Source organism: Streptomyces naganishii JCM 4654, from assembly GCF_014650575.1.
Taxonomy (GTDB): Bacteria; Actinomycetota; Actinomycetes; order Streptomycetales; family Streptomycetaceae; genus Streptomyces; species Streptomyces naganishii.
On sequence record NZ_BMVF01000007.1, the window covers coordinates 164,506 to 189,369 of the forward strand.

At 73.0% G+C, this 24,864-nt stretch carries 24 protein-coding genes and 2 tRNA genes; 15 read left to right on the forward strand and 11 right to left on the reverse strand.

What is annotated here, in order from left to right:
- Nucleotides 1-78 precede the first annotated feature (78 nt).
- The 3 genes from IE217_RS14960 to IE217_RS14970 all read left to right on the forward strand — a co-directional run bounded on the left by IE217_RS14960 (nucleotide 79) and on the right by IE217_RS14970 (nucleotide 2,246).
- Complete coding sequence (locus IE217_RS14960) at nucleotides 79-405, forward strand: DUF6412 domain-containing protein (protein ID WP_373298028.1); 327 nt, start codon at nucleotides 79-81, stop codon at nucleotides 403-405.
- Nucleotides 406-505: 100 nt separating this feature from the next.
- Nucleotides 506-1,216, forward strand: coding sequence for a membrane protein insertase YidC (gene yidC / locus IE217_RS14965; protein ID WP_190178341.1), 711 nt, complete (start codon nucleotides 506-508; stop codon nucleotides 1,214-1,216).
- Between the two features lie 172 nt (nucleotides 1,217-1,388).
- Nucleotides 1,389-2,246: a fumarylacetoacetate hydrolase family protein gene (locus tag IE217_RS14970; RefSeq protein WP_190178342.1), complete on the forward strand. Its 858-nt coding sequence runs from the start codon at nucleotides 1,389-1,391 to the stop codon at nucleotides 2,244-2,246.
- 25 nt (nucleotides 2,247-2,271) lie between these two features.
- Here IE217_RS14970 and IE217_RS14975 read toward each other — a convergent pair whose 3' ends face one another.
- The 3 genes from IE217_RS14975 to IE217_RS14985 all read right to left on the reverse strand — a co-directional run bounded on the left by IE217_RS14975 (nucleotide 2,272) and on the right by IE217_RS14985 (nucleotide 4,855).
- On the reverse strand, nucleotides 2,272-3,150 hold the full coding sequence (locus IE217_RS14975; protein WP_190178343.1) for an LLM class F420-dependent oxidoreductase: 879 nt from the start codon (nucleotides 3,148-3,150) through the stop codon (nucleotides 2,272-2,274).
- 98 nt (nucleotides 3,151-3,248) lie between these two features.
- Nucleotides 3,249-3,719, reverse strand: a complete 471-nt coding sequence (locus tag IE217_RS14980) for a heme-degrading domain-containing protein (protein ID WP_190178569.1) — start codon at nucleotides 3,717-3,719, stop codon at nucleotides 3,249-3,251.
- Nucleotides 3,720-3,775: 56 nt separating this feature from the next.
- Complete coding sequence (locus IE217_RS14985) at nucleotides 3,776-4,855, reverse strand: Gfo/Idh/MocA family oxidoreductase (RefSeq protein WP_190178344.1); 1,080 nt, start codon at nucleotides 4,853-4,855, stop codon at nucleotides 3,776-3,778.
- Nucleotides 4,856-4,974: 119 nt separating this feature from the next.
- Here IE217_RS14985 and IE217_RS14990 point away from each other — a divergent pair, with 119 nt between their 5' ends.
- From IE217_RS14990 to IE217_RS15015, 6 genes are all read left to right on the forward strand, one after another.
- A complete protein-coding gene (locus IE217_RS14990; RefSeq protein WP_190178345.1) occupies nucleotides 4,975-6,231 on the forward strand; it encodes an ROK family transcriptional regulator in 1,257 nt (418 codons plus the stop codon).
- Between the two features lie 488 nt (nucleotides 6,232-6,719).
- Nucleotides 6,720-7,271 (forward strand): hypothetical protein, encoded by a 552-nt coding sequence (locus IE217_RS35250; protein WP_190178346.1) that lies wholly within the window; start codon nucleotides 6,720-6,722, stop codon nucleotides 7,269-7,271.
- Between the two features lie 112 nt (nucleotides 7,272-7,383).
- Nucleotides 7,384-8,163, forward strand: coding sequence for an HAD-IIA family hydrolase (locus IE217_RS15000; protein ID WP_190178347.1), 780 nt, complete (start codon nucleotides 7,384-7,386; stop codon nucleotides 8,161-8,163).
- Between the two features lie 186 nt (nucleotides 8,164-8,349).
- Complete coding sequence (locus tag IE217_RS15005) at nucleotides 8,350-8,736, forward strand: hypothetical protein (protein ID WP_190178348.1); 387 nt, start codon at nucleotides 8,350-8,352, stop codon at nucleotides 8,734-8,736.
- A complete protein-coding gene (locus IE217_RS15010) occupies nucleotides 8,723-9,379 on the forward strand; it encodes a sortase domain-containing protein (protein WP_190178349.1) in 657 nt (218 codons plus the stop codon). Before IE217_RS15005 ends, IE217_RS15010 begins: the two co-directional genes overlap by 14 nt.
- 275 nt (nucleotides 9,380-9,654) lie before the next feature.
- Nucleotides 9,655-10,707, forward strand: coding sequence for a glycoside hydrolase family 6 protein (locus IE217_RS15015; RefSeq protein WP_190178350.1), 1,053 nt, complete (start codon nucleotides 9,655-9,657; stop codon nucleotides 10,705-10,707).
- A 1-nt stretch (nucleotide 10,708) separates the two neighbouring features.
- Here the strand turns inward: IE217_RS15015 and glxA are convergent, their stop codons facing one another.
- Entirely contained in the window at nucleotides 10,709-12,646 is a 1,938-nt protein-coding gene (gene glxA, locus IE217_RS15020; protein WP_190178351.1) for a radical copper oxidase GlxA, read from the reverse strand.
- A complete protein-coding gene (locus IE217_RS15025) occupies nucleotides 12,643-14,595 on the reverse strand; it encodes a glycosyltransferase family 2 protein (protein WP_229865307.1) in 1,953 nt (650 codons plus the stop codon). The genes glxA and IE217_RS15025 overlap by 4 nt, the downstream gene beginning before the upstream one ends.
- Nucleotides 14,596-14,923: 328 nt before the next feature.
- Between IE217_RS15025 and IE217_RS15030 the strand changes: the two genes are divergently transcribed.
- The 3 genes from IE217_RS15030 (at nucleotide 14,924) to IE217_RS15040 (ending at nucleotide 17,243) form a co-directional block, all read left to right on the forward strand.
- A tRNA-Lys gene (locus IE217_RS15030) sits at nucleotides 14,924-14,997 on the forward strand.
- Between the two features lie 197 nt (nucleotides 14,998-15,194).
- Nucleotides 15,195-16,052 (forward strand): hypothetical protein, encoded by an 858-nt coding sequence (locus tag IE217_RS15035; protein ID WP_190178352.1) that lies wholly within the window; start codon nucleotides 15,195-15,197, stop codon nucleotides 16,050-16,052.
- A gap of 126 nt (nucleotides 16,053-16,178) precedes the next feature.
- The gene (locus tag IE217_RS15040) at nucleotides 16,179-17,243 is read left to right on the forward strand and encodes an SPFH domain-containing protein (protein WP_190178353.1); all 1,065 of its coding nucleotides are present in this window, start codon (nucleotides 16,179-16,181) and stop codon (nucleotides 17,241-17,243) included.
- An 83-nt stretch (nucleotides 17,244-17,326) separates the two neighbouring features.
- Here IE217_RS15040 and IE217_RS15045 read toward each other — a convergent pair.
- The 6 genes from IE217_RS15045 to ehuB form a co-directional block, all read right to left on the reverse strand.
- Nucleotides 17,327-17,400 (reverse strand) — tRNA-Lys (locus IE217_RS15045).
- Nucleotides 17,401-17,489: 89 nt separating this feature from the next.
- Nucleotides 17,490-18,248, reverse strand: coding sequence for an IclR family transcriptional regulator domain-containing protein (locus IE217_RS15050; protein ID WP_190178354.1), 759 nt, complete (start codon nucleotides 18,246-18,248; stop codon nucleotides 17,490-17,492).
- Between the two features lie 144 nt (nucleotides 18,249-18,392).
- On the reverse strand, nucleotides 18,393-19,202 hold the full coding sequence (gene ehuA / locus IE217_RS15055; protein WP_190178355.1) for an ectoine/hydroxyectoine ABC transporter ATP-binding protein EhuA: 810 nt from the start codon (nucleotides 19,200-19,202) through the stop codon (nucleotides 18,393-18,395).
- Nucleotides 19,192-19,842, reverse strand: coding sequence for an ectoine/hydroxyectoine ABC transporter permease subunit EhuD (ehuD, locus tag IE217_RS15060; protein ID WP_190178356.1), 651 nt, complete (start codon nucleotides 19,840-19,842; stop codon nucleotides 19,192-19,194). The genes ehuA and ehuD overlap by 11 nt, the downstream gene beginning before the upstream one ends.
- Entirely contained in the window at nucleotides 19,839-20,567 is a 729-nt protein-coding gene (gene ehuC, locus IE217_RS15065; RefSeq protein ID WP_190178357.1) for an ectoine/hydroxyectoine ABC transporter permease subunit EhuC, read from the reverse strand. Before ehuC ends, ehuD begins: the two co-directional genes overlap by 4 nt.
- Complete coding sequence (gene ehuB, locus IE217_RS15070; RefSeq protein ID WP_190178358.1) at nucleotides 20,564-21,484, reverse strand: ectoine/hydroxyectoine ABC transporter substrate-binding protein EhuB; 921 nt, start codon at nucleotides 21,482-21,484, stop codon at nucleotides 20,564-20,566. Before ehuB ends, ehuC begins: the two co-directional genes overlap by 4 nt.
- A 153-nt stretch (nucleotides 21,485-21,637) precedes the next feature.
- Here ehuB and IE217_RS15075 point away from each other — a divergent pair, with 153 nt between their 5' ends.
- From IE217_RS15075 to IE217_RS15085, 3 genes are all read left to right on the forward strand, one after another.
- Nucleotides 21,638-22,369: a maleate cis-trans isomerase family protein gene (locus IE217_RS15075; RefSeq protein WP_190178359.1), complete on the forward strand. Its 732-nt coding sequence runs from the start codon at nucleotides 21,638-21,640 to the stop codon at nucleotides 22,367-22,369.
- A 129-nt stretch (nucleotides 22,370-22,498) separates the two neighbouring features.
- Complete coding sequence (locus IE217_RS15080) at nucleotides 22,499-23,653, forward strand: glutathione-independent formaldehyde dehydrogenase (RefSeq protein WP_190178360.1); 1,155 nt, start codon at nucleotides 22,499-22,501, stop codon at nucleotides 23,651-23,653.
- Nucleotides 23,654-23,775: 122 nt separating this feature from the next.
- Nucleotides 23,776-24,861 (forward strand): LLM class flavin-dependent oxidoreductase, encoded by a 1,086-nt coding sequence (locus tag IE217_RS15085; protein ID WP_190178361.1) that lies wholly within the window; start codon nucleotides 23,776-23,778, stop codon nucleotides 24,859-24,861.
- Nucleotides 24,862-24,864 lie beyond the last annotated feature (3 nt).

The following is a 24,864-nucleotide window of genomic DNA, read 5'->3' on the forward strand; positions in this document are numbered from 1 at the left end:
TCGTGGAACCGTCGTACCCGTCGGCCGCGTCCTCACGGTACGAAGACTCCGACGCGAGGGACGCCAGGGAGGCGAGCCGTGATCCGTGACCGGCTTCGTCGCCGTCCCCTCGCCACCGCCGCGCCGCCGGCGCTGATGCTGCTTCCGGTCCTGCTCCTCGTCGTCCAGCTCGGGCTGTTCGACGGCGGGGGCCTGTCCGTGACCGTCGCCGCCGGGGCGGCGCTCGTCGCCTGCGCGCTGCTCGCCTCGCGGTGCGTGCCCGTCGTTCCGCCGACCCGGGTGCGTACGGCACTTCGGGACCGGGACCGCCGTACGGCCTTCCTGCCGCAGCGTGATCCCGACGCGCCCGGACGTCGCCGGCCCAGAGCGCCCGGGCGCGCTCCTGCGGCGACCGTCGTCGCGTAGGGCGCGTTCTTGCTGTTCCACCACCCAGCTCGCCCTGCGCGGGTCGTCCTGCCGTCATGTCCTCGCTTCCGGCACGACGAGACCCCCGGAGGGCTCACCCATGTCCGTACTCACCCACCTGCTCGAGCGCCTGGTCGAGCAGCTCGCCGACCTGCTCCAGCCGCTGTTCCACGCCTCCGCGGCCGCCGCCGCGATCGTCCTGTTCACCGCGCTCGTACGGCTCCTCGTCCATCCCCTCTCCCGGGCCGCCGCGCGCGGACAGCGGGCCCGGGCCGCGCTCCAGCCGAGAATCGCCGAGCTGCGGAAGAAGCACCGGAAGGATCCGCGGAGGCTGCGGCAGGCGGTGCTGGAACTGCACGCGGCGGAGAAGGTGTCGCCGCTGTCGGGCGTGCCGGCGAGTCTGTGCCAGTTGCCCGCCTTCTTCCTCCTCTACCACCTGTTCTCGCGTCCCGCGCCGAGTGACGGGTCCGGCGGGCTGCTCGGGCACGGGCTGTTCGCGGCGCCGCTCGGCGGGCGGTGGGTGGACGTGCTCGGCGACGGCCAGGTCTTCGGGGCGGCCGGGGGCGTGTACGGGGCGCTGTTCGCGGTCGTCGCCCTCCTCGCCGGCCTCAACTACCGGCGCGCGCGCCACAGTACGGAAGTCCTGCCCGCACCGGAGGGCGGCGGTGCGGCCGGTGCGATCGCCAGGGCCCTGCCGTTCATGTCCTTCCTCACGCTCGTCACCGTCGCCGTCGTGCCGCTGGCCGCCGCGCTGTACGTGGTGACCAGTACGGCGTGGAGCACGGTCGAGCGGGTGCTGCTGTACCGGTGATCAGGTGAGGTGAGGTGCGGCGGGGGGACCATGACCCGGTCCAGTACGTGAACCGGGTCTTGCGGAGTGGACGGTGGGCTTGGAGGATCGGACAGGCCTCCGACGGACGGTACCGCCGCACCCGGATCGTGACGCTCGGGCGGGCCGCCCGCGAGTGAGGGAGATGGGGAAGATGAAGCTGCTGCGAGTCGGTACGGCGGGTGCGGAGCGCCCTGCGCTGCTGGACGCGGACGGGACCCTGCGGGACCTGTCGGGCGTGGTCCCGGACATCGACGGGGCCCTGCTCGCCGACGACGCCGCGCTCGGCCGGGTACGGGACGCCGCCGTGGCGGGGCAGCTTCCCGTGCTGGACGCGGCCGGGCTGCGGATCGGGCCGCCGCTCGCACGGATCGGCAAGATCGTGTGCATCGGGCTGAACTACCACGACCACGCCCGCGAGACCGGCGCGGCGCCGCCCGCCGAGCCGGTGATCTTCCTCAAGGCGCCGGACACCGTGGTCGGCCCCGACGACACCGTGCTGGTGCCGCGCGGGTCCACGAAGACGGACTGGGAGGTCGAACTCGCGGTCGTCATCGGGCGTACGGCCCGCTATCTGGAGTCGCACGAGGAGGCCCTCGCGCACGTGGCCGGGTACGCGGTGGCGCACGACGTGTCCGAGCGCGAGTTCCAGATCGAGCGCGGCGGGACCTGGGACAAGGGGAAGAACTGCGAGACCTTCAACCCGCTGGGCCCCTGGCTCGTGACGGCGGACGAGGTGCCCGACCCGCAGCGGCTGCCGCTCCGGCTGTGGGTCAACGGGGAGCTCAAGCAGGACGGCAGCACCGCCGAGCAGATCTTCCCCGTCGCCGAAGTCGTGCGCTACGTGAGCCAGTTCATGACTCTCCACCCCGGCGACGTCATCAACACCGGTACGCCCGCCGGGGTGGCCATGGGCCGGCCCGACCCCAAGCCCTACCTGAGGGCCGGGGACGTGGTCGAACTGGAGGTGGAGGGGCTGGGGCGCCAGCGCCAGGAGCTCAAGGACGCCTAGCCGCCCCGCCGTTGAGGGTCCGCGCTCAGCCGAGGAGGGCCGCCACGCGGCGCCACCCCTGCCTCGGCAGCGACTCGCGTTCGGCGCCCGCCACCACCACCTGGAGCGCCACGTGGTCCGCGCCCGCCGCGAAGAACTCCTCCACGCGGGCGCGGATCCGGGCGTCGTCGCCCCACGCGAACACCGCGTCGACCAGGCGGTCGCTGCCGCCGTCCTTGAGGTCGTCCTCGGTGAAGCCCAGCCGCAGGAAGTTGTTGGTGTAGTTGGGCAGCGCGAGGTACATGGCGAGGTAGTCCCGGGCCGTCGTACGCGCGCGCTCGGGGTCCTCGTCCAGGACGACCTTCAACTCCGGGGCCAGGAGCGGGGCTTCGCCCAGCACCTCGCGGGCCTGCGCGGTGTGCTCCGCCGTGACCAGGTACGGCACCGCGCCCGCCGCCCGGTCCCGGGACAGCTCGAGCGTCTTCGGGCCGAGCGCCGCCAGCACCCGGCGCCCGGCGGGCACCCCGGCCGCGTCCAGGGCGTCGAGATAGGCGACCAGCGCCGAGTACGGGCGGCGGTACTGCTCCGCGAGCTTGGCGTGGCTCACGCCGAGGCCCAGTACGAAACGGCCGGGGTGGGCCGACTCCAGCCCGGCGAAACCGGCCGCGCTCGCCTCGGCGTCGTGCTGCCAGATGCTCTGGATGCTGGTGCCCACGACGAGCCGCGAGGTCGCCTCCAGCAGCGGGGCGGCGTTGCCGGGCGCGCTGCTGCCGCCGAGCCAGGCCGTGCCGTAGCCGAGCTCCTCCAGCTCGGCGGCCGCGTCGGCGATCTCACCGCGGCGCGCGGGGTCCTCCGAGCGCAGGCCGATGCTCCAGACGCCGTAGCGTCCGACCCTCTGCTTCAGCGGTGCTGCCGTGTCGCTCATCGTTCCAGTCCCTCCGGGCGGGTGCCGTGATCATCGCGCCTACAGCCACCCCAACCCTGGGGAACGCGCCGATAATCCCCGGGGGAGCCGCGAAGGGGCTACTCGTCCCGCCCTTCGAGGAACCGCTCCAGCGCCTCCACCACCAGCCGGTGGTCCTGGAGCTGGGGCAGGCCGGAGACGGTCACCGCGCCGACCACGCCGACGCCGTCCACGGTGACCGGGAAGGAGCCGCCGTGCGCCGCGTAGGCGTCGGGGTCCAGCCGGGAGGAGTCCTCGAAGGTCGTCCCCTTGGCCCGGAAGCGGGCGCCGACCAGGTACGACGCCGAGCCGTACCGCTCCACCACCCGCCGCTTGCGGGCGATCCAGGCGTCGTTGTCCGGCGTCGAGCCGGGCAGGGCCGCGTGGAAGAGCTGCTGGCCGGCGCGGTGGATGTCGATCGCCACCGGGGCCTGCCGCTCCCGCGCCAGCTCCACCAGCAGCGAGCCGAGCGCCCAGGCGTCGTCGTGGGTGAAACGCCGGAAGACCAGACGGCGTTCCTGCGCCTCCAGCTCCTCGATACCCGGGGTGATCTCGGCGGACTCGGGGGCGGAGCCGGGGACGGACCTCGGGGTGGGCCTGTTCGTCGTCACAGGGTCACCGCCACGCCCTCGCGGGCCGAGCGCCGGGCCGCCTCGAGCACGTCGAGCGCGGCGGCCGCCTCGTCGGCGGTCACCGGGTTGGGGGCGCCCTCGCGCAGGGCGGCGGCCACGGCGGCGTAGTACGCCGGGTAGTCGCCGGGCAGGGTCGGTACGGGACGGCCGCCGCCGGTCAGCGGGGACTCACCGGCGCCGACGCGGCCCCACAGGGACTCCTCCTCCGTGCCCCAGCCGCCTTGGCCCGGGCGCCCGGGGCGCCGTCCGTCGCGCAGGTCCGCCTCCTGGGGGTCGAGGCCGTACTTCACGTAGCCCGCCCGCGAGCCCAGCACCCGGAAACGCGGGCCCAGTTGGGCCGCCGTCGCGGAGACGTAGAGGTGGGAGCGGACGCCGTTCGCGTGGGTGAGCGCGATGAACGTGTCGTCGTCGGTCTCCGCCCCCGCCCGGCGCACCACCGACTCGGCGTACACCTGGGTCACGGGACCGAACAGCACCAGCGCCTGGTCGACGACGTGGCTGCCGAGGTCGTAGAGCAGGCCGCCGATCTCCACCGGGTCGCCGGACTCGCGCCAGCCGCCCTTGGGCTTGGGGCGCCACCGTTCGAAGCGGGACTCGAACCGCCAGACGTCGCCCAGCTCGCCCTCGGCGATCAGCTCGCGCAGGGTGAGGAAGTCGTTGTCCCAGCGGCGGTTCTGGAAGACGGACAGCAGCAGGCCGCGCTCCCGCGCGAGGGCGGCCAGGCCGCGCGCCTCGGCCGCCGTACCCGCGACCGGCTTGTCCACCACGACCGGCAGACCGGCCTCCAGGGCGGCGGTGGCGAGCGGGACGTGCGTCTTGTTCGGGGACGCCACGACGATCAGGTCCAGCTCGGCGGAGCGGGCGAACAGCTCGTCGGGGCCGGCGGCGATGCGGACGTCCGGGAACTCCGCGCGGGCCTGCGCCTGCCGCTCCGGGTTGGAGGTGACCACCGTGTCGAGGACCAGGCCCTCGGTGGCTGCGATCAGCGGGGCGTGGAAGACGGAGCCGGCGAGGCCGTAGCCGACGAGACCTGCGCGGAGGGGTGTGCCAGTCATGCGTCCTACTTTCGCAACGCTGTTGCCGAAGTGCAAGCGCGGGGGAGAATGGGGGCGAGGAGCCGGTGGGCGGGAGGGGGAGTGGGAGTGGCAGCGGTGAGGATGAGGTGGGTGTGGGTGTGAGCGGAGGCGTGGGCGCTGGGCCGGGGGCGGGCGCGCGCGTCGGAGGGGGGCCGGGGCCGGGAGCGGGTACGGGCGCCGGGGCCAACCTGCTCGCGCTGCGGAGCCACAACACCGCCCTCGTGCTCGACCTGCTGCGTGGGGCCGGGGCCGGGGGCATCAGCCGGCTGGAGCTCGCCGAGCGCACCGGGCTCACCCCGCAGGCCGTCAGCAAGATCACCGCCCGGCTGCGCGCGCAGGGGCTCGCCGCCGAGGCCGGCCGGCGGGCGTCCACGGGGGGCAAGCCGCGCACGGTGCTGCGGCTGGTTCCCGGGGCGGGACACGCGATCGGGGTCCACGTCGACCGGGACGAGGTGCGCGCGGTGCTGGCCGACCTGAACGGGACGGTGGTCGGCGAGCGGTGCGGTCCCCTGGACGCGGCGGGCCCGGGGGTGGGTGCGCAGGCCGTGGTGGAGGCGGTGGCCCGGCAGGTCGAGGGCCTGGTGCCGCCGGTCGCCGAGTCGCTGCTCGGGGTCGGGGTCGCGCTGCCCGGGCCGCTGGACCACCGCGGCGGGGTGCTGCGCCGGGTGACCGGGTTTCCCGAATGGGAGGGCTTTCCGCTGCGGGACACACTGGCGCGGCGGCTCGGGGTGCCCGTGGTGGTCGACAAGGACACCAACGCGGCCGCGCTCGGGCTCGCGGTCGCGAGGGGCGACGACGACGGCGGTGGCGGTGGCGGCGCGGGATCGTTCGCGTATCTGCATGTGGGTACGGGCATCGGGGCCGGGCTGGTGATCGGGGGCGGTGTGCACCGGGGGGCGCGGACGGGGGCGGGGGAGTTCGGGCACCAGGTGATCCAGCTGGACGGGCCGCCGTGCGAGTGCGGGGACCGGGGGTGCGTGGAGGCGCTGTGCCTTGCGGCGGTGGCGCGCGGGGAGACGGAGGAGGCGGCGCGGGTGCTGGGCGCCGGTGCCGCGAACCTGGTGGGGCTGCTGGACATCGAACTGGTCCTGCTGGGTGGCCGTACGGTGGCCGCGGCGCCGGACGTCTTCGTGGCGGGCGTGTCGGCGGTACTGGCCGCCCGGGCCCACCGCGAGGGCCTCCCGGCCGGCGCGGTACCGGTACGACTCGCCCCCGGCGGCGAACGCGCGGTGGCCGAGGGCGCGGCCCAACTGCTCCTCGCACCGGTGTTCGGCCGGGGCGAGGGTCGAGAGGGCCTGCGTGCCGGCCGGGGGACGGCTGAGCGGGGGCTGCCCGCCGGCCGGGGTGGCGGCTGAGTGGGTCGGCCTGCCGGCTGCTGCGGCGGCTGGGAGGGGCGCACGCTGAACGGATCCGCCCGCCGGGTGAGGGATTTCGCGGGGCCGTTCGGGGGCGGTTGGGCCCGTGGTGTCGCTCGATTGCCTGGTCGCTGCGGCATGGTCATGTGTTCATGCGACTGTGCTCGTCCCTGTCCCTCTGCCTTGCCGCAGCCGCCCTCGTCCCGGCCGGGCCCGCCCACGCCGACTCACTTCCCGCTGACACCGGCTCGCGTGCCGCCCACGCCGACCCGCGTCCTACCTCCTCCGGTTCGCGTCCTACCTCCTCCGGTTCGCCTCCCGCCGATGCCGGTTCGCGTTCCGTCTGCGGTGGGGCCGGTGATCGGCGCTTTCCCATCAGCAGCCGCATTCACGGCGGCCCCGACCGTTACACCGCCGGAGGGGGATACGGGAGCTTCTCCATCGATCTCACCAACACCACCTCCGTCAGCTGTGCCGCCATCCACCCGGTGGTCGTGCTCGTCGACGCCAAGCGCGCGCTGAAGGCCGGGCAGGTGCGGCTGGAGTTCTACGACGGTTCCCGTCCTCATCCGGTGCGCCTGGAGACCACCGACCAGGCCGAACTCGTCGGCCCGTTCGACGCGGGGCTGCCCGGGTTCACCGTGGGCCCGCACAAGACCGTCACCGTGAGGGCGCGGCTCGCGATCACCTCCGACGCCGTGGCCGACGACGTCACCGCGAACGCGGCCGTCGTCCAGCGGCACGACGACGACGGCGACTGGGTCGGCCAGTCCGGCGACTACCGCTTCCACATCGACTCCGGCACGGCCACCGCCCCCGCCACGGCCACCGCCCCCGCCACGGTCACGCCGGAAACCGGCGCCCCGGCCACCGGCATCCCCGCCACCGGCTCGCCCACCCCCACCGGCACCCCCGACAGTCCGACCCTCGCCGACGAACTCGCCCGCACCGGCCTCACCACTCTCCTCGGCGTGATCACCGCCACCGCGCTGCTGCTGGCCGCCGGCGGAACGCTCGTACTGACCTGGAGGCGCCGCTGAGTCAGGGCACGCCGTACCGGCCGGAGGCCGGACCGCCGGACCGTTTCGGCAAGATCGGGCCACTGGCTAGGCTGGAGCCACGCAGGCCCGCGTACGGCAGGAGACCCCGCACATGGCAGACCGCAAGCCCATCGAGTCGTGGCTCACCGACATGGACGGTGTCCTGATCCACGAGGGCGTCCCGATCCCCGGCGCCGACGCCTTCCTGAAGAAGCTGCGGGAGTCCGGACGCCCGTTCCTGGTGCTGACCAACAACTCCATCTACACCCCGCGCGACCTGCACGCCCGGCTGCGGCGCATGGGCCTGGACGTGCCGGAGGAGAACATCTGGACCTCCGCCCTGGCCACCGCCCAGTTCCTCGACGACCAGCGGCCCGGCGGCAGCGCGTACGTCATCGGCGAGGCGGGCCTGACCACCGCGCTGCACGACATCGGGTACATCCTGACCGACCACGAGCCCGACTTCGTGATCCTCGGCGAGACCCGCACGTACTCCTTCGAGGCCCTGACCAAGGCCGTGCGGTTGATCAACAACGGCGCCCGGTTCATCGCCACCAACCCCGACAACGTGGGCCCGTCCGTCGAGGGCGACCTGCCCGCCACCGGCTCGGTGGCCGCGCTCATCACGGCCGCGACCGGCAGGAAGCCGTACTTCGTCGGCAAGCCCAACCCGCTGATGATGCGCGCCGGGCTGAACGCGATCGGGGCCCACTCCGAGACGTCCGCCATGATCGGTGACCGCATGGACACCGACGTGCTCGCCGGCCTCGAGGCGGGGATGCGCACGTTCCTGGTGCTGAGCGGCGTCACCCAGCCCCAGGACGTCGACCGCTACCCGTTCCGCCCGTCCGAGGCCGTCGACTCGATCGCCGACCTGGTCGAACGCATCTAGCCCGCTCACCGCGCTCACCGCCCCCACCGCGCTCACCGCCCCCACCGCGCTCACCGCCCCCACCGCACCCGCCGTTCTGACGGCACTCGCCGCTCGCGCCGATCTCACCCGAACGGAGCACGGCGCGTCCCGCGCGGATGCGGGGTGGACCCATCGGCAGTCTCCTGGTAACGGAGGTTGTTCACGATGGGTCCACTACGCCTCACCGTCTGTGCGGGACTGCTGGCCGCCGCGGCCCTGGTCCCCGCGGCGCACGCGGCGGACCACGCGGCCGACCGTGCGGCGGCCCCGCGGGACCGCGCCGTGCGCGCCCCCGCCACACCGGTGCTGTCCGTGCCGGCGGCGCCCGCGCGCCCCCCGGCCCCGCGACCGAGCACACCACGGACCACACCACCGAGCGCGCGTACGTCGGCCCGGCGCGCCGTCGCGGCCGCTCCCGGCACGCTGCACGCGGTGACCGGACTGCTGCTCGCGGGGGCCGCCGCGGCCTCCCTCCTGCTGCCCAAACTCCTCGGCAAGGGCCGCCGCGGCCGGGGCGCCGACCGGGGGAGCGATCACGATGTCCGGCGGTGAACGGTCCCGCGCCACCGCCCGCCTGCTGACCGGACTGGCCTGGACGGTGCTGCTGCTCGGCCTGTGGCTGTGGGGCCGCGACCTGACCGACGTACGGCAGGCGCTGTCCAGCCCGGCCACGGGCGACATCGCCGCGGTCGGCCGCCCGGCCGGGGACCGGCTCCCGCCCGCCGCCCATCCGTTGAAGGACGCTCTGCCCCGGCTGGTCGAGGTCCCGGCCCTCGGGGTGCGCGCCCCGGTCGTGGCCCGCGCCGCCGACGCGGAAGGCAGACTGGCCCCGCCCGCCGAACCGGCGGGCGCGGTGGGCTGGTACGGCGCCGGCGTGAAACCCGGCGCGCCCGGCACCGCGCTGCTGATCGGGCAGGCCCGCACGGGGGCCAGGGGCGCGGTGTTCCGAGAGCTCGGCACGCTGGGCACCGGCGCCACGGTCCGTGTCGCCCGCGGCGACGGCACCGCCGCCGACTTCACCGTGGACCGTGTGGACCGCGCCGGGCACACCGGGCCCTCGGGGCCCGCCGAGTCGGCCCGCGCGCGGCTCGCCCCGTCCGAACGGCACCCGGACCGCGCCGAGTTGCTGCTGGTGACGTACGGCGGCGCCACGGACGTAGTGGTGCACGCGTACCTGACGGGCACCGGATCCTGAGCCGTGGCACAGGACGGCCGGCGCACCTGCCCGGTCGGCGGCCCGCTCCCCCCGAAGCCGCCGACCGGGCGGGCCCTCGACCGCGCGCGCCCGGGCTGCGGGAGTAACCCGGCGTCCGGCGCGGGAGGTTCGGAGGTCTGGTGGTCTCAGGGGATGAGCCATGTGGGGGGTAAAGCACTCTAGACCGAGTCGGCCGCCCCGGCCCAGACCCGTGACACCCGCTCGCTGTGCCAGCATGGGAGACGGCCTGGCCGAGTGCACCGAGGGGGAGTCGCATGTACGGCGTGAGGGGGCTCGTTCCGCGTGCCCGCCGCAGGCGGGCACGGGCGTCTGCGGCCGTGCTGGGGCTGGTGCTGGGGGCCGTGCCGCTGGCCGCGGGCTGCTCCTCCGCGGGCGGCGGGGACGACGGCGACGGCGGCAAGGCCGCCGCGATCACCCAGCGGCCCAAGGAGGCCGACCCCTTCTGGGTGAATCCGGACAGCAGGGCGGCCCGTCAGGTCGCCGCCTACGCCAAGGAGGGCCGCGGGGCCGAGGCCGCGCAGATCCGCAAGATCGCCGAACAGCCGACCGGCGAGTGGATCGGCCCGGAGAACCCCGAGCGGGAGGCGCGCGGCTTCACCGAGGCCGCACAGCGCGCCGGCCGCACCGCGCTGCTCGTCCTCTACAACATCCCGCACCGCGACTGCGGCCAGTACTCGCGGGGCGGCGCCGCCGACGGGAACGCCTACCGGGCCTGGATCGACGGCGTGGCCCGGGGCATCGGCGACCGGTCCGCCACCGTCGTCCTGGAACCGGACGCCGTGCTGCACCTGGTGGACGGCTGCACCGAGGGCGCCTTCGAGGAGGAGCGCTACGACCTCCTCAGCGGCGCGGTCGACCGGCTCAAGTCCCTGAAGAACACCAGGGTCTACCTCGACGCGGGCAACGCCGGCTGGGGCCGTCCCGACGAGATCCGCGAGCCGCTGGAGCGGGCCGGGGTCGGCCGCGCGGACGGCTTCGCCGTCAACGTCTCCAACTTCTACTCCACCCGGCAATCCCTGGAGTACGGAAGGCAGTTGTCGGCGAAGGTCGGCGGCAAGCACTTCGTCGTCGACACCAGCCGCAACGGCAACGGCCCCTACACCGCGGGCCGTCCGGACGAGCGCTGGTGCAACCCGCCCGGACGCGCGCTCGGCGAGCCCCCCACGACGAGGACCGCCGACCCGCTCGCCGACGCCTATCTGTGGGTCAAGCGGCCCGGCGAGTCCGACGGCACGTGCAAGGGCGGCCCCAAGGCGGGCGACTGGTGGGCCGACTACGCGCTGAAGCTGGCCCGCGCGAGCCGCTGACCTACGGGACCTTCACCCACTTCGCCTTGCTCGGCGTGCCCTGGTCGTCGTCCACGAAGAGCATGTACCAGCCCGGCGGCACCAGGTTCCGGTTCTTCGGCACCGTCACCGTGACGCGGTCGCCGGACGCCTTGAAGTCCAGGGCGATCGAGCGCTGGTCGACGTCGGTGACGTGGGTGGCGGCGCTCGGCCGGATCAGCCGCGCCTTCCGGATCGCCGGGGCCTGCTGCGAGACGAAGGTGCCCGAGCCGCCGCGCGCGATCGTGCCGGGGCCGCCCGACAGCGAGGGCCGCGCGTCCCGGTACAGGTAGGGCGGGGTGTAGATCTCGATGCGCTGCTCGAACCTGCCTGGCCTGGTGCCGGCCTTGTCCCCGTAGAGCGGGTCGGAGCCGAAGAACATCACCCGGCCGTCGGGCAGCAGGATGGAGCCCGCGTGGTAGTCGCGGCCCACGAGCGGGTCGGCGACCCGCCTGAAGGTGTTGGCCACCGGGTCGTAGAGGCGGGCCTGGAGGATGTCGGAGTCGCCGCGGCCCCGGTAGTCCTCGGAGCCGCCGGAGACCAGCACGGAGTCGTCCGGGAGGATCGAGGACTGCGGGTAGCGGGTGCCCTTCTCCAGCGAAGGCCCGTTCGTGAAGCGCGGGTCGGCGGACTTGAGGTCGATGAGCCGGGTGCGCCTGCTGGACAGCGCGGACTCGCCGACCCCGCCGCCGCCGATCACCAGGAACCGCTCGTTCTGCGCGGGCGGCAGCATGACCGTGCCGGAGGTCTCCATCCGGTCCGGGTCGCTGAGCCCGGGCAGCCTGGTGAACCGGTTGCTGTCGACGTCCCACAGGCCCGGGTCGCGGCCCACGTCGTCCGGGCCGTAGCCCGCGTTGGAGCCCGAGTAGAACAGCCTGCCGCTCGGCAGCAGGAACAGCGCGGGATAGGTGGGGAACTGACGGATTTTCGGGGTGTACGTCCACTTCCTCGTCGCCGGGTCGAAGACCTCGTTCTTGCCCGGGACCAGCTGGCCGATGTCGTCCAGTCCGGAGACGCTGAGGACCTTCCCGTCGCTCAGGGTGGTGAGCGTCGGGTACCAGCGGGCCTCGTTCATCGGGTCGACCTTGATGTACTTCTCGGCGACCGGGTCGAACTCGTAGGCGTCCCTGATCCCCTGGAAGTCCTTCTTGTCCAGGGCGAGTTTCTGCGCGATCCCGTAGGTGTTGCGGGCGTCGGCGCCGGTCAGTCCCCGGATCCGGTAGTTGTCCTGGGTTCCGGTCTCGTACTTCGCGCCGCTCCTTTGCGCCTCGACGTAGATGCGGCCGAGGCCCGGGGTGTTGCCGAGGAACCGGCCGGTCCCGCTGTCGAAGTTCTTCTTCGCGCGCGGGACCAGCACCGGGTCCTTGGAGACGAACGTCTTGCCGCCCGCCCTGCCGGTGAAGCTCGTGCCCGCGGGGAGGGTGACCGGCTTGTCCGGGTTCTCGTTGTGGACGATCATCAGGCCGCCGGCCTTGGTGACGTCGCCCTTGAGCTTCTCGTACCGCTTGGTGCCGCCCGCGATGAGGATCCTGCCGTCGGCGAGCTGGGTGTGGCCCGTGCAGAACAGGTCGTTGGGCGTGGGCACCTTCCTGATCGTGCCCTTGACCGGGTCCCAGACGCGGGTGTCGAACCGCTTGGCGTCGAAGTTGGCCTGGTTGTTGCCCGACCCGGCGACCAGCAGCACCTTGCCCGTGTGCAGGAGCACCGCGTGGATGGTGTCCTGGCGGTACTCCTTGGGGAACTCGACGATCTGCCAGTGGCCGTTGGCCGCCTTGTACTCAGGCCTGTTGATCTTGTACTCGTGGTAGCGCTCCGAGCCGAAGCGGTAGAGCCAGGGCCCGTTCATCCCCGCCAGGGCGGCCACCACCACCGCGCCGATCCCCAGCCTGCGGGCGCGGCGGAAACGACTGCGGTCCCTCATTCCTCACGTCCTCCCGCTCCCCGCAGACCGCCCAGGGCGATGCGCATGGTGTGCTCACCCGTCCCCTCGGCGGTGGCCCGCCCGGCCCCGGCCCAGCTGGGCAGCCGTTGCGGGACGCGCGCCGCGTGGCCCGCGGGCACGGAGTCCTGCGGCGCCGGCAGGGCGGCCGGCGCCGGCAGGACCGCCCGTACCGGGACTGCCGGGACGGGCGGCGGCACGGCGGCCTCGGGCGGCACGCCCCGCCGCTCCAGCCGTAGCGCCCAGCACCAGGCCAGGATCGGCGCGGCCGTGATCAGCAGGGCGAGGGAGGCCCAGACCAGCATCGCGGGGTGGGCGTGGCCGAGGACGAGGCCGGCGGTGATCGAGCCGCCGAAGACCACGACGAAGAACCAGTGCACGCGGAACGTGCCGAACAGCGTGTCCGGGCTCGCCGACTCCCCCTTGGGGGTCACCACGAACCTGCTCTTGCGCCGCAGCACGGCGTCGACGAGCGAGCGCGCGTAGATGGGGGCCGAGAGCGCCGACATCACCATGCCGGCCACCCCGCCGGAGCCCTCCGGCTCGTGCGGGGAGACGTTGTGCCGGCGGTTCCAGAGGTACAGGCCGATCTGGAGCGCGGAGGCGTTGCCGTACAGCATCAGCCAGACGGTGGGGTCGATGTTCACGCCCGAGGCGCCGAGGCCGAGGAAGAGCGCGCAGCTCAGCGCGGCGAGGATCCAGTTGAGGGCCGACATCGGATAGAAGATGATCATCATGGTGTAGTTGAAGAGGCGGCCCGGGGGCAGCGAGCCGAAGCCCTTCCAGTACTGCTTGAGGATCGTCTCGTACGTCCCGCGCGACCAGCGCAGCTGCTGGGTGAAGAAGTCCGTCCAGGCGGCCGGTCCCTCGCCGACGGCGAGCACGTCGGGGGTGTAGACCGACTTCCATCTGCGGCCGGTGGCCGGGTTCTTCGCGCGGTGCATCTCGAAACCGGTGGCCATGTCCTCGGTGATCGAGTCGTACAGCCCGCCGATCTGTTTGATCGCGCGGATGCGCACCGCGTTGGAGGTGCCGACGAACATCGGGGCGCCGTAGCGGTTGCCGGCGCGCTGGATCAGGGCGTGGAAGAGGAACTGCTGCGACTCGGCGGCCTTGGTGACGAAGGTGTCGTAGTTGCCGTAGACCTGCGGGCCGATGACGAAGCCGACGTCCGGGTCGCGGAAGTAACCGAGCATCCGCTCCAGGTAGTTGGGCAGCGGCACGTGGTCGGTGTCGACGGAGGCGAAGAAGTCGTAGGCGTCGCCGTGCGCCTGGAGCCAGGCGTTGTAGTTGCCGTGCTTGGTCCTCGCCCGGTGCGGGCCCTTGGGCCGGTTCCAGCGCTCGACGCCCTTGCGGGTGAAGTGGTGCACGCCCAGGCGCGCGCAGACCGCCTTCACCTCCTCGTCGTCGCCCTCGTCGAGCAGCCAGACGTGCAGCAGGCCCCGGTGGCGCAGCCGGACGGCCGCCTCCAGGGTCCTGGTCACCATCTCCAGCGGCTCCTTGCCGGGCACGTAGCTGGTGAGGAAGGCCACCTTGGTGCCGGTCTCGGGCACGACGGGCACCGGGTCGCGGGCGACCAGGGTGGCGTGCGCGTTGGACAGCACGTTCAGGCAGCGGAAGAGCTCGATCAGGCCGATCGAGACGAGCATCACGGTGTCCAGCGCGGGCAGGAAGCCGTAGGCCGGGTAGTCGCGCTCGGTCCAGTGCTCCGGGCGCATCAGCCAGCCCAGCAGGACCAGCGAGAGCAGCGGCGCGGCGGCCAGCATCAGCGCCACGCGGACGCGGTGCGGCTCCTGCGAGATCAGCGAGCGGTAGCGCACCCGGTACGGCCGGTCCGGATCGGGCCGGGTGAGCGGTCCGGCCAGGCGGCTGTAGTGCTCGTAGTCGTATCCGGTGCCGGCTCGGCGCGCGCCGGCAGGCGTCGACGTCATGAGTCATCCCCCCACACGCGCGGGTCGGCGCGTGTTGATCGGTTCACTGCCGTTGCATGGCTGCCCCCCTCGGCAGCCGCCGACGCGCGAAGGCCCCTTCTCCCCGCACACCGGGCAACCGGCTCAAACTGTCTTTCGAAAACCCCCCAATGCCCCCAACTGCCACCCAAAGGCGGCATCGTGGCATCAAGGGTTCTACAGCGTTCGCCATGATCACAAGATGCGAAAAAAGGAGTTCGGGTGCGAAAACGTACAGAGGTGCGACCATGGGGGCGCCTGGTGGTCGGGAGCACGGTTCCGTGTCCTGTAGAGTTGTCGACGTCAGCAGGCGCCGCTAGCTCAGTTGGTTAGAGCAGCTGACTCTTAATCAGCGGGTCCGGGGTTCGAGTCCCTGGCGGCGCACAGACGGAGAAGGCCCCTCGCAAAAGCGGGGGGTCTTTTTGCAGTACGTCGTTCAGTACGTCGTTCAATGCGTCGAGTACGTCATTCGGACCGTCAACATGCGCGTGCTGGCGACCGTTGTGAAACTGATCAACGTGCGCAGATCCATGAGTGTCCGTACGAAATGTGATGCGTATCGCACGCTCCTCGTGGCGGCCGTGACCGCCGCCGCCCTCGGCGCGGGCCACGCGCCCCCGGCGGGCGCCGCCGGGCACGTCCCCGCCCGGCCCGGCGCCGTCGCGGGCGACGACGTGGAGACCCCGCAGGGGGAGCCGGCCCCGCTGCACGGACCGGTGGGGGAGCCGGTCAAGACGGGCACCCCTGCCGTGGTCCACGCCACCACCCGCACGGCCATCCTCGCCAGGGCCAAGAAGTGGATCAGCGCCAAGGTGCCGTACAGCATGTACGCGTTCTGGCCGGACGGATACCGCCAGGACTGCTCGGGCTTCGTCTCGATGGCCTGGAACCTGCCGCGCAACGAGTGGACGGGCAGCCTCGCCCGGTACGCGGTCAGGACCACCAAGGACCGGCTCCAGCCGGGCGACATCCTCCTCTACCACAATCCCGCCAACCCCCTGAATGGCTCGCACGTGGTGCTGTTCGGCGGCTGGAGCGACCACACGCACACCCGTTACCTCGCCTACGAGCAGGCGCCGCCGCGCACCCGCCGCAAGGTCACCCCGTACGCCTACTGGAGCCACTCCTCGCGGTACGTCCCCTACCGCTACAAGGGCGTCACCCGTGCGCTGGCCCGCGCGAACGGGTCCCCGTCGGCCGCGCCGCCTCCCCGGCCCGCGCCGGCACCCGCCCCGCTGCCCGTGCCCGGCTGTCCGGGGAGCGGGGTGTTCGGGCCCGGCGCGGAGAACGAGTACCTCACCCGACTGCGGGAGCGGCTGGTGGCCAAGGGGTACGGCCACCTCTGCCCGGCCGGGCCAGGGCCGCGCCGGTCCACGGCGGACCGGGGCGCGGCGGACGGCCACCCGGGCCCGGAGACCTGGCGGCGGCCGTTGGCCTGAGGCGGGGCGCGTCCGGGGCGGCGTGAGGAATGAACTGCAGAAGTGAACCCGCGAAGCGAACCCGGGACGCGGCCCGAGAAGTGACCCACTGTCCTGAACCGTCTGGCGCGGAGGCTGGAGGCAGGTATGGCAGGCACGAGCACGACGGCTTCCGCCGTGCCCGATCCCGAGGGGTGCGAGCGCACCTCGCCCCCGGGCGGCCGGGGCGGCCCCTTCGGGGCGCGGCTCATCCAGAACGAGGCGACCACCGAGATCCCCGTCCACCTGCTGTTCCGCGACGACCCCTGCCCGGACGTGCCGCCCGTGGCGTCCACGGTCGTCGGCGGCCGGCGCGGCACCGGAGAGCAGCCGCGCTTCCGGCGCCGCCGGGTGCCCGCGCCCGCGCGCCCGGCGGCGGGCCCCGACCCCGGACCGGTGGAGCGGCCGGCCCGGGTGCTGCCGGGGGCGGTGGGGCTGCTGGCCGGGGCCTGCGGGGCGGCGGGCTGTGTGCTCACCTCCTGGTGGGCGGGAGTGCTGCCGCCGCTCGCGGAACAGGTGCTGCGGCTGCCGGCCGGCGTGGGCGCCGGGCTCGGGCTGCCGCAGTGGGCCGCGTACGCCGGGGCCGGGGCCCTCGGGGCGTCGGGGTTCGGCGGGCTGCTCAGGGGGCGGACCGGGCGGGCGTGGGTGCTCGGTCTCTTCGGCGGCTACCGGGGGACCGTCCGGCGCACCGGGCTGATGTGGGTCAGCCCGCTGGTGCGCAGACGCCGGGTCGACGTACGGCTGCGGCACTGGCGCGGCGGGCCGATGCCGGCCGCCGACGGGGACGGGATCGCGCTGCGGGTCTCGGTGCTCGTGGTGTGGCGGGTGCGGGACACCGCGCGGGCCGTGCTCGGCGTCGACGACCACGAGGGGTTCCTGCACGCGTGCGTGGAGGCCGCCCTCGCCCGGGTCGCGATGGCGGCGCCGGGCGGCACGCACGGGACGGAGACGGCCGGGGAGGCGCTGACCCGGCTGGTGGCGCGGGAGACGGCGTCGGCCGGCCTTGAGGTGCTGGCGGTCCGGCCGGCCCGGGTGGAGTACGCCCCCGAGGTGGCCGAGGCCATGCACCGGCGCAGCGTGGCCGCGCTGGACGCGCGCCGGGACCTGACGGTGGGCCTGTGCGCACGGTGCCGGCAAGCCGACTCCGAGGTGGGTGTGAACATGCTCAACTAACCGGCCTGGGCGTGCGGGCTGACGGCCGGGGCCCGCTGCCCGCACGTCGAAGGGCCCCCGCTTTCGCGAGGGCCCTTCATCTGTGCGCCGCCAGGGACTCGAACCCCGGACCCGCTGATTAAGAGTCAGCTGCTCTAACCAACTGAGCTAGCGGCGCATGACTCCCGCCGTCCGCTCTTCGCGGCCGGCGACGAAGAAAATACTACCTGGTCCACGGGGGTGCTCGTGACCACCCGGGCCCGGGTCCTAGATCGCCAGCGACAGCATCACCGGCGCCGCGTCCCGGTTGAGCCGTTGCGCCGCACGGCGCAGCCGGTGCGCGTGCTCGACGGGCAGCGACAGCGCCAGGCAGCCCACGGCGGAGCCGGCCGTGACGGGGACGGCGGCGCACACCGTGCCGATGGCGTACTCCTGGAGGTCGAGCACCGGGACCGTGGCCGGCTGGGCCTCCAGCCGGGAGAGCAGCAGCTTGTCGCTGGTGATCGTGCGCGAGGTGAGCCGGGTCATGCGGTACCGGGCGAGACGGTCGCGGCGGCCTTCGTGGTCGAGCTGGGTCAGCAGGCTCTTGCCGACCGCAGTCGCGTGGGCCGAGCAGCGGAAGTCGAACCACTCGTTGACCGCCGGGGTGGCCGGGCCGTCGGCGTACTGGGTGACGCGGACCTCGCCGTCGACGTAGCGGCTGATGTAGACGGCCGCGCCGAGCGAGTCGCGCAGCCGGTCGAGGATGCGCTGGAGCTGGTCGCGCAGGGCCTGCTCGTGGCCGCGGGCGGCGCCGAGGCGGGCGAGGGCGGCCCCGGTGACGTGACCGCCGCCGGCGACCTGCTCGACGTAGCCCTCGCGGCGCAGCATGCGCAGCAGCGCGGCCAGCCGCTCGGGGGCGAGGCCGGTGCGGCGGCCGAGCTCGGCGTCCGCGATCCCGGTGGAGTCGCGTGCCACCGTCTCCAGGACGCGCAGCGCGTCCTGGGCCGAGTGGTACGGGGCGGTCGGCTCGTGCTTCAGCGCCACGGTTTCCCCCTGCGCTCGCTGTCTGGGCCGTGATCCGGTCAGGCAATCCCTTCCACGGTAACGGTCAAGCACCTTGCCGTGAGGGGTCGTTGAGGAGATCGGGGGCGGGCGAGGCGGCCCGCCGCGCCCGCCTTCCCGCCGTACTCACAGCACCGCGCCGAGGAACTCCCGGGTGCGCTCCTGCTCCGGGTCGCCGAAGATCTTCTCCGGGGAGCCGGCCTCCACCACGCGCCCCGAGTCGAACATCAGCACCTGGTCGGAGATGTCCCGGGCGAAGCCCATCTCGTGGGTCACGCACAGCATCGTGATGTCGGTGCTGCGGGCGATGTCCCGCAGCAGGTCCAGGACGCCCGCGACCAGCTCGGGGTCGAGGGCCGAGGTCACCTCGTCCAGGAGCAGCACCTGCGGCCGCATGGCCAGCGCGCGGGCGATCGCCACCCGCTGCTGCTGCCCGCCGGACAGCTGGGAGGGCCGGGCGTCGCACTTGTCGGCGAGGCCCACCAGCTCCAGCAGCTCGCGGGCGCGGGCCTCCGCCTCGTCCCTGGACATGCCGAGCACGGTGACCGGTGCCTCGGTGATGTTCCTGAGCACGGTCATGTTCGGGAACAGGTTGAACTGCTGGAAGACCATCCCGATCTTCTTGCGGATCTCCCGGACCTGCTTCGGCGGCGCCGGGAAGAGCCGCTCCCCGTCCACCGTGATCGTGCCCTCGTCGGGCCTGGTCAGGGTCATCAGCATCCGCAGGATCGTGGTCTTGCCGGAGCCGGAGGGGCCGATCAGCGTGACGTGCTTGCCGGTGTCGACGGAGAAGTCCAGCCCGTCGAGGACGGTGTGGTCGCCGAACCGCTTGGTCACGTTCTCCAGGCGGATCAGCTCCCCGGTGCCGGAGCCGGATGCGTCGGAGGAGCCGGGGGTCGTCGGACGGTCGGGGTTCTTGGCGGTGTCAACGGACAAGACGTCGCTCCAGTGCTCGCAGGAGGAGGGAGGCCAGGTAGGAAACGAGGATGAAGGCCACGCCGATCACGGTCAGCGGCTCGGTGAACTGGAAGTGCTGCTGGGAGAAGAGCCGCGCCTGCCCCAGCATCTCCAGCACCGTGATCGCCATCAGCAGCGGAGTGTCCTTGAGCATGGAGATCACGTAGTTGCCGAGGGCCGGGACGACCCGGCGGATCGCCTGCGGCAGGATCACCGCGGTCCACGTCCGCCGCCGCGGCAGGTTCAGCGCCGTCGCCGCCTCCCACTGGCCGGCCGGCACCGCCTCGATGCCGGCCCGGTAGACCTGCATCGTGTACGTCGAGTAGTGCAGCCCGATCGCGAAGACGCCCGTGGTCAGGGCCGAGAACGTCAGCCCCCACTCGGGCAGCACGTAGAAGAGGAAGAACAGCTGCACCAGCAGCGGTGTGTCCCGTACGAACTCCGTCACCGCGCCCACCGGCCAGCGCACCCACCGGCTCGGCGTGCGCATCAGCAGCGCCCACACCAGGCCCAGCGCGAAGGAGATCAGCGAGCCGAGGGCGAGGGCCTGGAGGGTGACCAGCAGGCCGTCCCAGAAGTGCGGCATGAAATCGCGTACGGCGCCCCAGTCCCACTTCACGCGACACCACCTCCCGCGGCCCCGACGCCGGTCGTCTCGGCGCGCTTGAGTTCCCGCGCGCCGGCCTCGTGCAGCGGGTCCTTGCCGACCCCCCGCTTCAGCCGCTTCTCCAGCCCTCGCATCAGCCGGGTCAGCGCGAAGGCGATCACGAAGTAGATCAGCAGCACGTACGTGTAGATCTCCGCGCTCTCCTGGAGCGCCAGGCGCACCAGGTTGCCGCTGAAGGCCAGGTCGCCCATGCCCATGACCGACACCAGCGCGGTGCCCTTGAGCAGCTCGATCAGCAGGTTGCAGAAGGAGGGGATCATCTCCGGCACCGCCTGCGGCAGCAGGATCAGCCGCATCCGCTGCCAGGGCGTGAAGCTCAGCGCGATGCCGCCCTCCCGCTGCGCCGGGTCCACCGCGTTCAGCGCCCCGCGCACGATCTCCGAGCCGTACGCCCCGTACGTCAGCCCGAGCGCGAGCGTGCCCGCCCACATCGGCACCAGCTGCCAGCCGAAGGCGGGCGGCAGCACGAAGAACACCCAGAAGATCATCACCAGCGCGGAGGTCCCGCGGAACACCTCGGTGTAGAAGCCCGCGAGGAAGCGGACGATCCACAGCCGGTGGGTGCGGGCGACGCCGACGACGAAGGACACGGCCGTGGCCAGCAGGGCGCTGAGGACCAGCAGCTGGACGGTGGTCCACACGCCCTGGAGTACGAGTTCCCACAGTCCCTTGGTCATCCGCCGCACAGCTCCTTCGCGGTCAGATCCGTCATCTCTTCCTTCGTGAACCCGAAGGGCCTGAGGATCCGCAGCAGCTCGCCGCTCTTCTTCATCCGGTGCAGCTCGGCGTTGAAGGCGTCCCGCAGCCGTGTCTCGGTCGGGCGGAAGGCGAACGCGCCGCCGTCGACGTGCGGCTCGCCCTTCACCAGCGGCGCGAACGGCTTGGTGGCCTCCGCCTTGGACGACTTCTTCACCACCTCGCGAACGGTGAGCGCCGTACCGGCGAAGACGTCCACGCGTCCGGCCTCGACGGCGTTCAGCCCGGCCACCTGGTCGGGCACGATCAGGATGTCGCCCTGCTTGTAGCCGGCCTCCACCGCGTACTGGATCTCCGCGTATCCGGTGCCGGTGGCGAACTTCGCCTTCCTGCGCACCACGTCCTGGTAGCTGTGCAGCCCGAGCGGGTTGCCCTTGCGGACGATGAAGGCGTCGAGCATCTGGTAGTCGGGGTCGGCGAAGATCACCTGCTCGCAGCGGTCGGGGTTGACGTACATCCCGGCGGCCACGACGTCGAACTGCTGGGAGTTCAGGCCAGGGATCAGCGAGCCGAACTCGGTGGGCACCGGCTGCACCCGGTCCACCCCGAGGCGCTTGAAGATCACCCTGGCCAGCTCCGGCGCCTCACCGGTCAGCCGCCCGTCCTTGTCGATGTACCCGAACGGGATCTCGCCCGCGATGCCGAGCCGCACGACGCCCTGGGCCCGCAGCCGGCCCAGCAGGTCGCCGCCCTCCCGGGTGGAGGCCGTCGCCACGCGGCTGCAGCCGGCGGCGCCCAGCGCGCCGAGCGCCGCGACCCCCGCGAGCAGCGACCGGCGGCCGGGGCCCGCCGGCCCCGCTGTCCGTCTGCGCTTACCGAGTGAAAGTGGTGGAGCCATGGGCGCGCAGCTACCCAAGTGCATCGGGGCCATGCCGCGCGGTTTGTGCGGGAGCGATGGGGAAACGGTGACCGTGCCGCGACGGGAGGCTGCGTCGCGTGCACGGGGTACCCGAGCCCTGTTTCCGCCACCACGACGGCAGAAAGGCTGGTCATGACGGCACTCGGAATCCTCTACCCGGGCCACTTCGCCGAGGACGACTATCCGCGCATCGAACAGCTCCTGGGCAGTGACATCCGGGTGGACGTGGTCCACACCGCCATGGGCGACGGCGTGTACGGGCTGGACGCGCTGCGTGAGACGGGCTCGGCCCGGCGGCTGGCCGAGGGGGTCGAGGCGCTGCGGCTGTCCGGCGTGGAGGCGGTGGTGTGGGCGAGCACCGCGGGCAGCTTCACGCACGGCCGGGAGGGCGCCCAGGAGCAGGTGCGCACCCTGGCGCGCACGGCCGGCATGCCCGCCTCCTCCACCTCCTTCGGCTTCGAGCACGCGCTGCGCGAGCTGGGCGTACGGCGGGTGGCCGTCGCGGCGGCCTACCCGCAGGAGGTGACCGAACTCTTCACGGACTTCCTGCGGGGCGCGGGCCTGGAGGTCGCCGCCGCCCACAGCGCGGGGGTCACCACGGCCGCGCAGGTCGCGTCCTGGGGCGAGCCGGAGGTCCTGGAGCTGGCCCGGGCGGCCGACACCGCGCAGGCCGAGGCGGTCGTACTGCCGGACACCGCCCTGCACACCGCGTCCCACGTCGGCGCCCTCGAGGACGCGCTCGGCAAGCCGGTCCTCACGGCGAACCAGGTCACCGTGTGGGAGGCGCTGCGGCTGACCGACCGGAGGGTCAACGCCCCTGGTCTGGGAGCTCTGTTCACCCGGGAGCCGATCGTGCAGGTGTGAGCGCGGGCGCGGGTTGCGGGCGCCGCCGGGGAGGCGTTACCTGGAATGGTCCGGCGGCGCGACGACGACCACGTCAAGCGGCCCGCCGTCGCCGCCGTCGTCCAGTGTCCGACGCGGAGGTGACCGAAGGTGAAAGCCGTCGTCTACGAGAAGCCCTTCAGCGTGACGGTGAGGGACGTCGACGATCCACGGATCCAGCACCCGAACGACGTGATCGTACGGGTCACGTCGAGCGCGATCTGCGGATCGGACCTGCACATGTACGAGGGCCGTACGGCCGCCGAGGCGGGCATCGTCTTCGGCCACGAGAACCTCGGAATCATCGAGGAGGTCGGTGACGGGGTGACCTCGCTGTCCCAGGGGGACCGTGTGGTGATGCCGTTCAACGTGGCCTGCGGCTTCTGCAAGAACTGCCTGGCCGGCAAGACCGGCTTCTGCCTGACGGTGAATCCCGGGTTCGCGGGCGGCGCCTACGGATACGTGGCGATGGGCCCGTACACCGGCGGGCAGGCGGAGCGGCTGCGGGTGCCCTTCGCCGACTTCAACTGCCTGAAGCTGCCGCCGGGCGAGGAGTTCGAGACCGACTTCGTGCTGCTCGCCGACATCTTCCCCACCGGCTACCACGGCTGCGAGCTCGCCCAGGTCAAGCCCGGCGAGAGCGTCGCCGTGTACGGCGCGGGCCCGGTGGGCCTGATGGCCGCCTACTCGGCGCTGCTGCGCGGCGCCGCCAAGGTGTTCTCCGTCGACCGGGTGCCGGAGCGGCTCGCCAAGGCGGAGGAGATCGGGGCCATCCCCATCGACTTCAGCAAGGGCGACCCGGCCGCGCAGATCAAGGAACAGACAGGAGGAGAGGGCACCGACAAGGGCGTGGACGCGGTCGGCTACCAGGCCACGTCCCACAAGGACACCAGCCACGAGGAGCCCGCCGTCGTCCTCAACACCCTGGTCGAGACGGTACGGCCCACCGGTCTGCTGGGCATCCCCGGCCTGTACGTGCCCTCCGACCCGGGCGCGCCCGACGAGCACGCCAAGCACGGCCAGCTCCTGGTCTCCATCGGCAAGATGTTCGAGAAGGGCCAGCAGATGGGCACCGGCCAGTGCAACGTCAAGCAGTACAACCGCCAGCTGCGCGACATGATCATCGCGGGCCGCGCCAAGCCCAGCTTCGTGGTCTCCCACGAGCTCCCACTGGACCAGGCCCCACAGGCCTACGAGAAGTTCGACAAGCGCGTCGAGGGCTACACCAAGGTCGTCCTCCACCCGGGGCACGCCCTGGCCGCCTGACCCGACCCACGGCCCTCGCCTCACGCCCGCGGAGGCCGGGGGAACGAACGAGGAACAAACACGGAGTGCCTCCTGTTGACGCCCGTCAGGGCAATACAGGCACGACAGCAGGAGGCACACCCGTGGCAGACGAGATACGTGGCGAGGCCCGCGGCAGCGCGCCCGTACCGCTGTCGGTACTGGACCTGGTGACCGTGGGCGCCGGGCGCACCGCGACCGACGCGCTGCGCACCGGCGTCACCCTCTCCCGCCTCGCGGAGAACCGCGGCTACCACCGCTACTGGGTCGCCGAGCACCACTCCATGCCGGGCGTCGCCTCCTCCTCACCGGCCGTGATCCTCGCCCACCTCGCCGCCCACACCGAACGCATCCGCCTCGGCTCGGGCGGCGTCATGCTGCCCAACCACGCCCCGCTGGTCATCGCCGAGCAGTTCGGCACCCTGGAGGCCATGGCCCCCGGCCGCATCGACCTCGGTCTCGGCCGCGCCCCGGGCACCGACGGCGCCACCGCCGCCGCCCTGCGCCGCACCGACCACCTCAACGAGGGCGCCGACGACTTCCCCCAGCAGCTCGCGGAGCTGGTCCGCTTCCTCGACGACGACTTCCCCGACGGCCACCCCTACCGCCGTATCCACGCCGTGCCCGGTCCGGTCCAGGCCACCTCGCCCGGCGGGGTGCAGTCACCGCACCGGCCGCCGGTCTGGCTGCTGGGCTCCTCCGGCTTCAGCGCACGCCTGGCCGGCATGATGGGCCTGCCCTTCGCCTTCGCCCACCACTTCTCCGCGCAGAACACGATCCCGGCCCTCGACCTCTACCGGGAGTCCTTCCGCCCGAGCGCGGTGCTCGACGAGCCGTACGCCCTGATCGGCGTCGCCGCCCTCGCCGCCGACGAGGAGCGCGAGGCCCGCCGCCAGGTGCTCGCCGCCGCGCTGAACATGGTCCGCCTGCGCACCGGCCGCCCCGGCCTCGTGCCCACCCCGGAGGAGGCGGAGGCGTACGACTTCAGCCCGATGGAGCGGGAGTTCGTCACCTCCTGGAACGCCAACGTCGTCCACGGCACCCCCGACGAGGTGCGGGCCGGACTCGACGACCTCCAAAAGCGCACCGGCGCCGACGAGTTGATGATCACCAGCAACGCCCACAGCGGCGAGGTCCGGGTGCGCTCCTACGAACTCATCGCGGACGCCTACGGACTGCCCGTCAGCTGATCC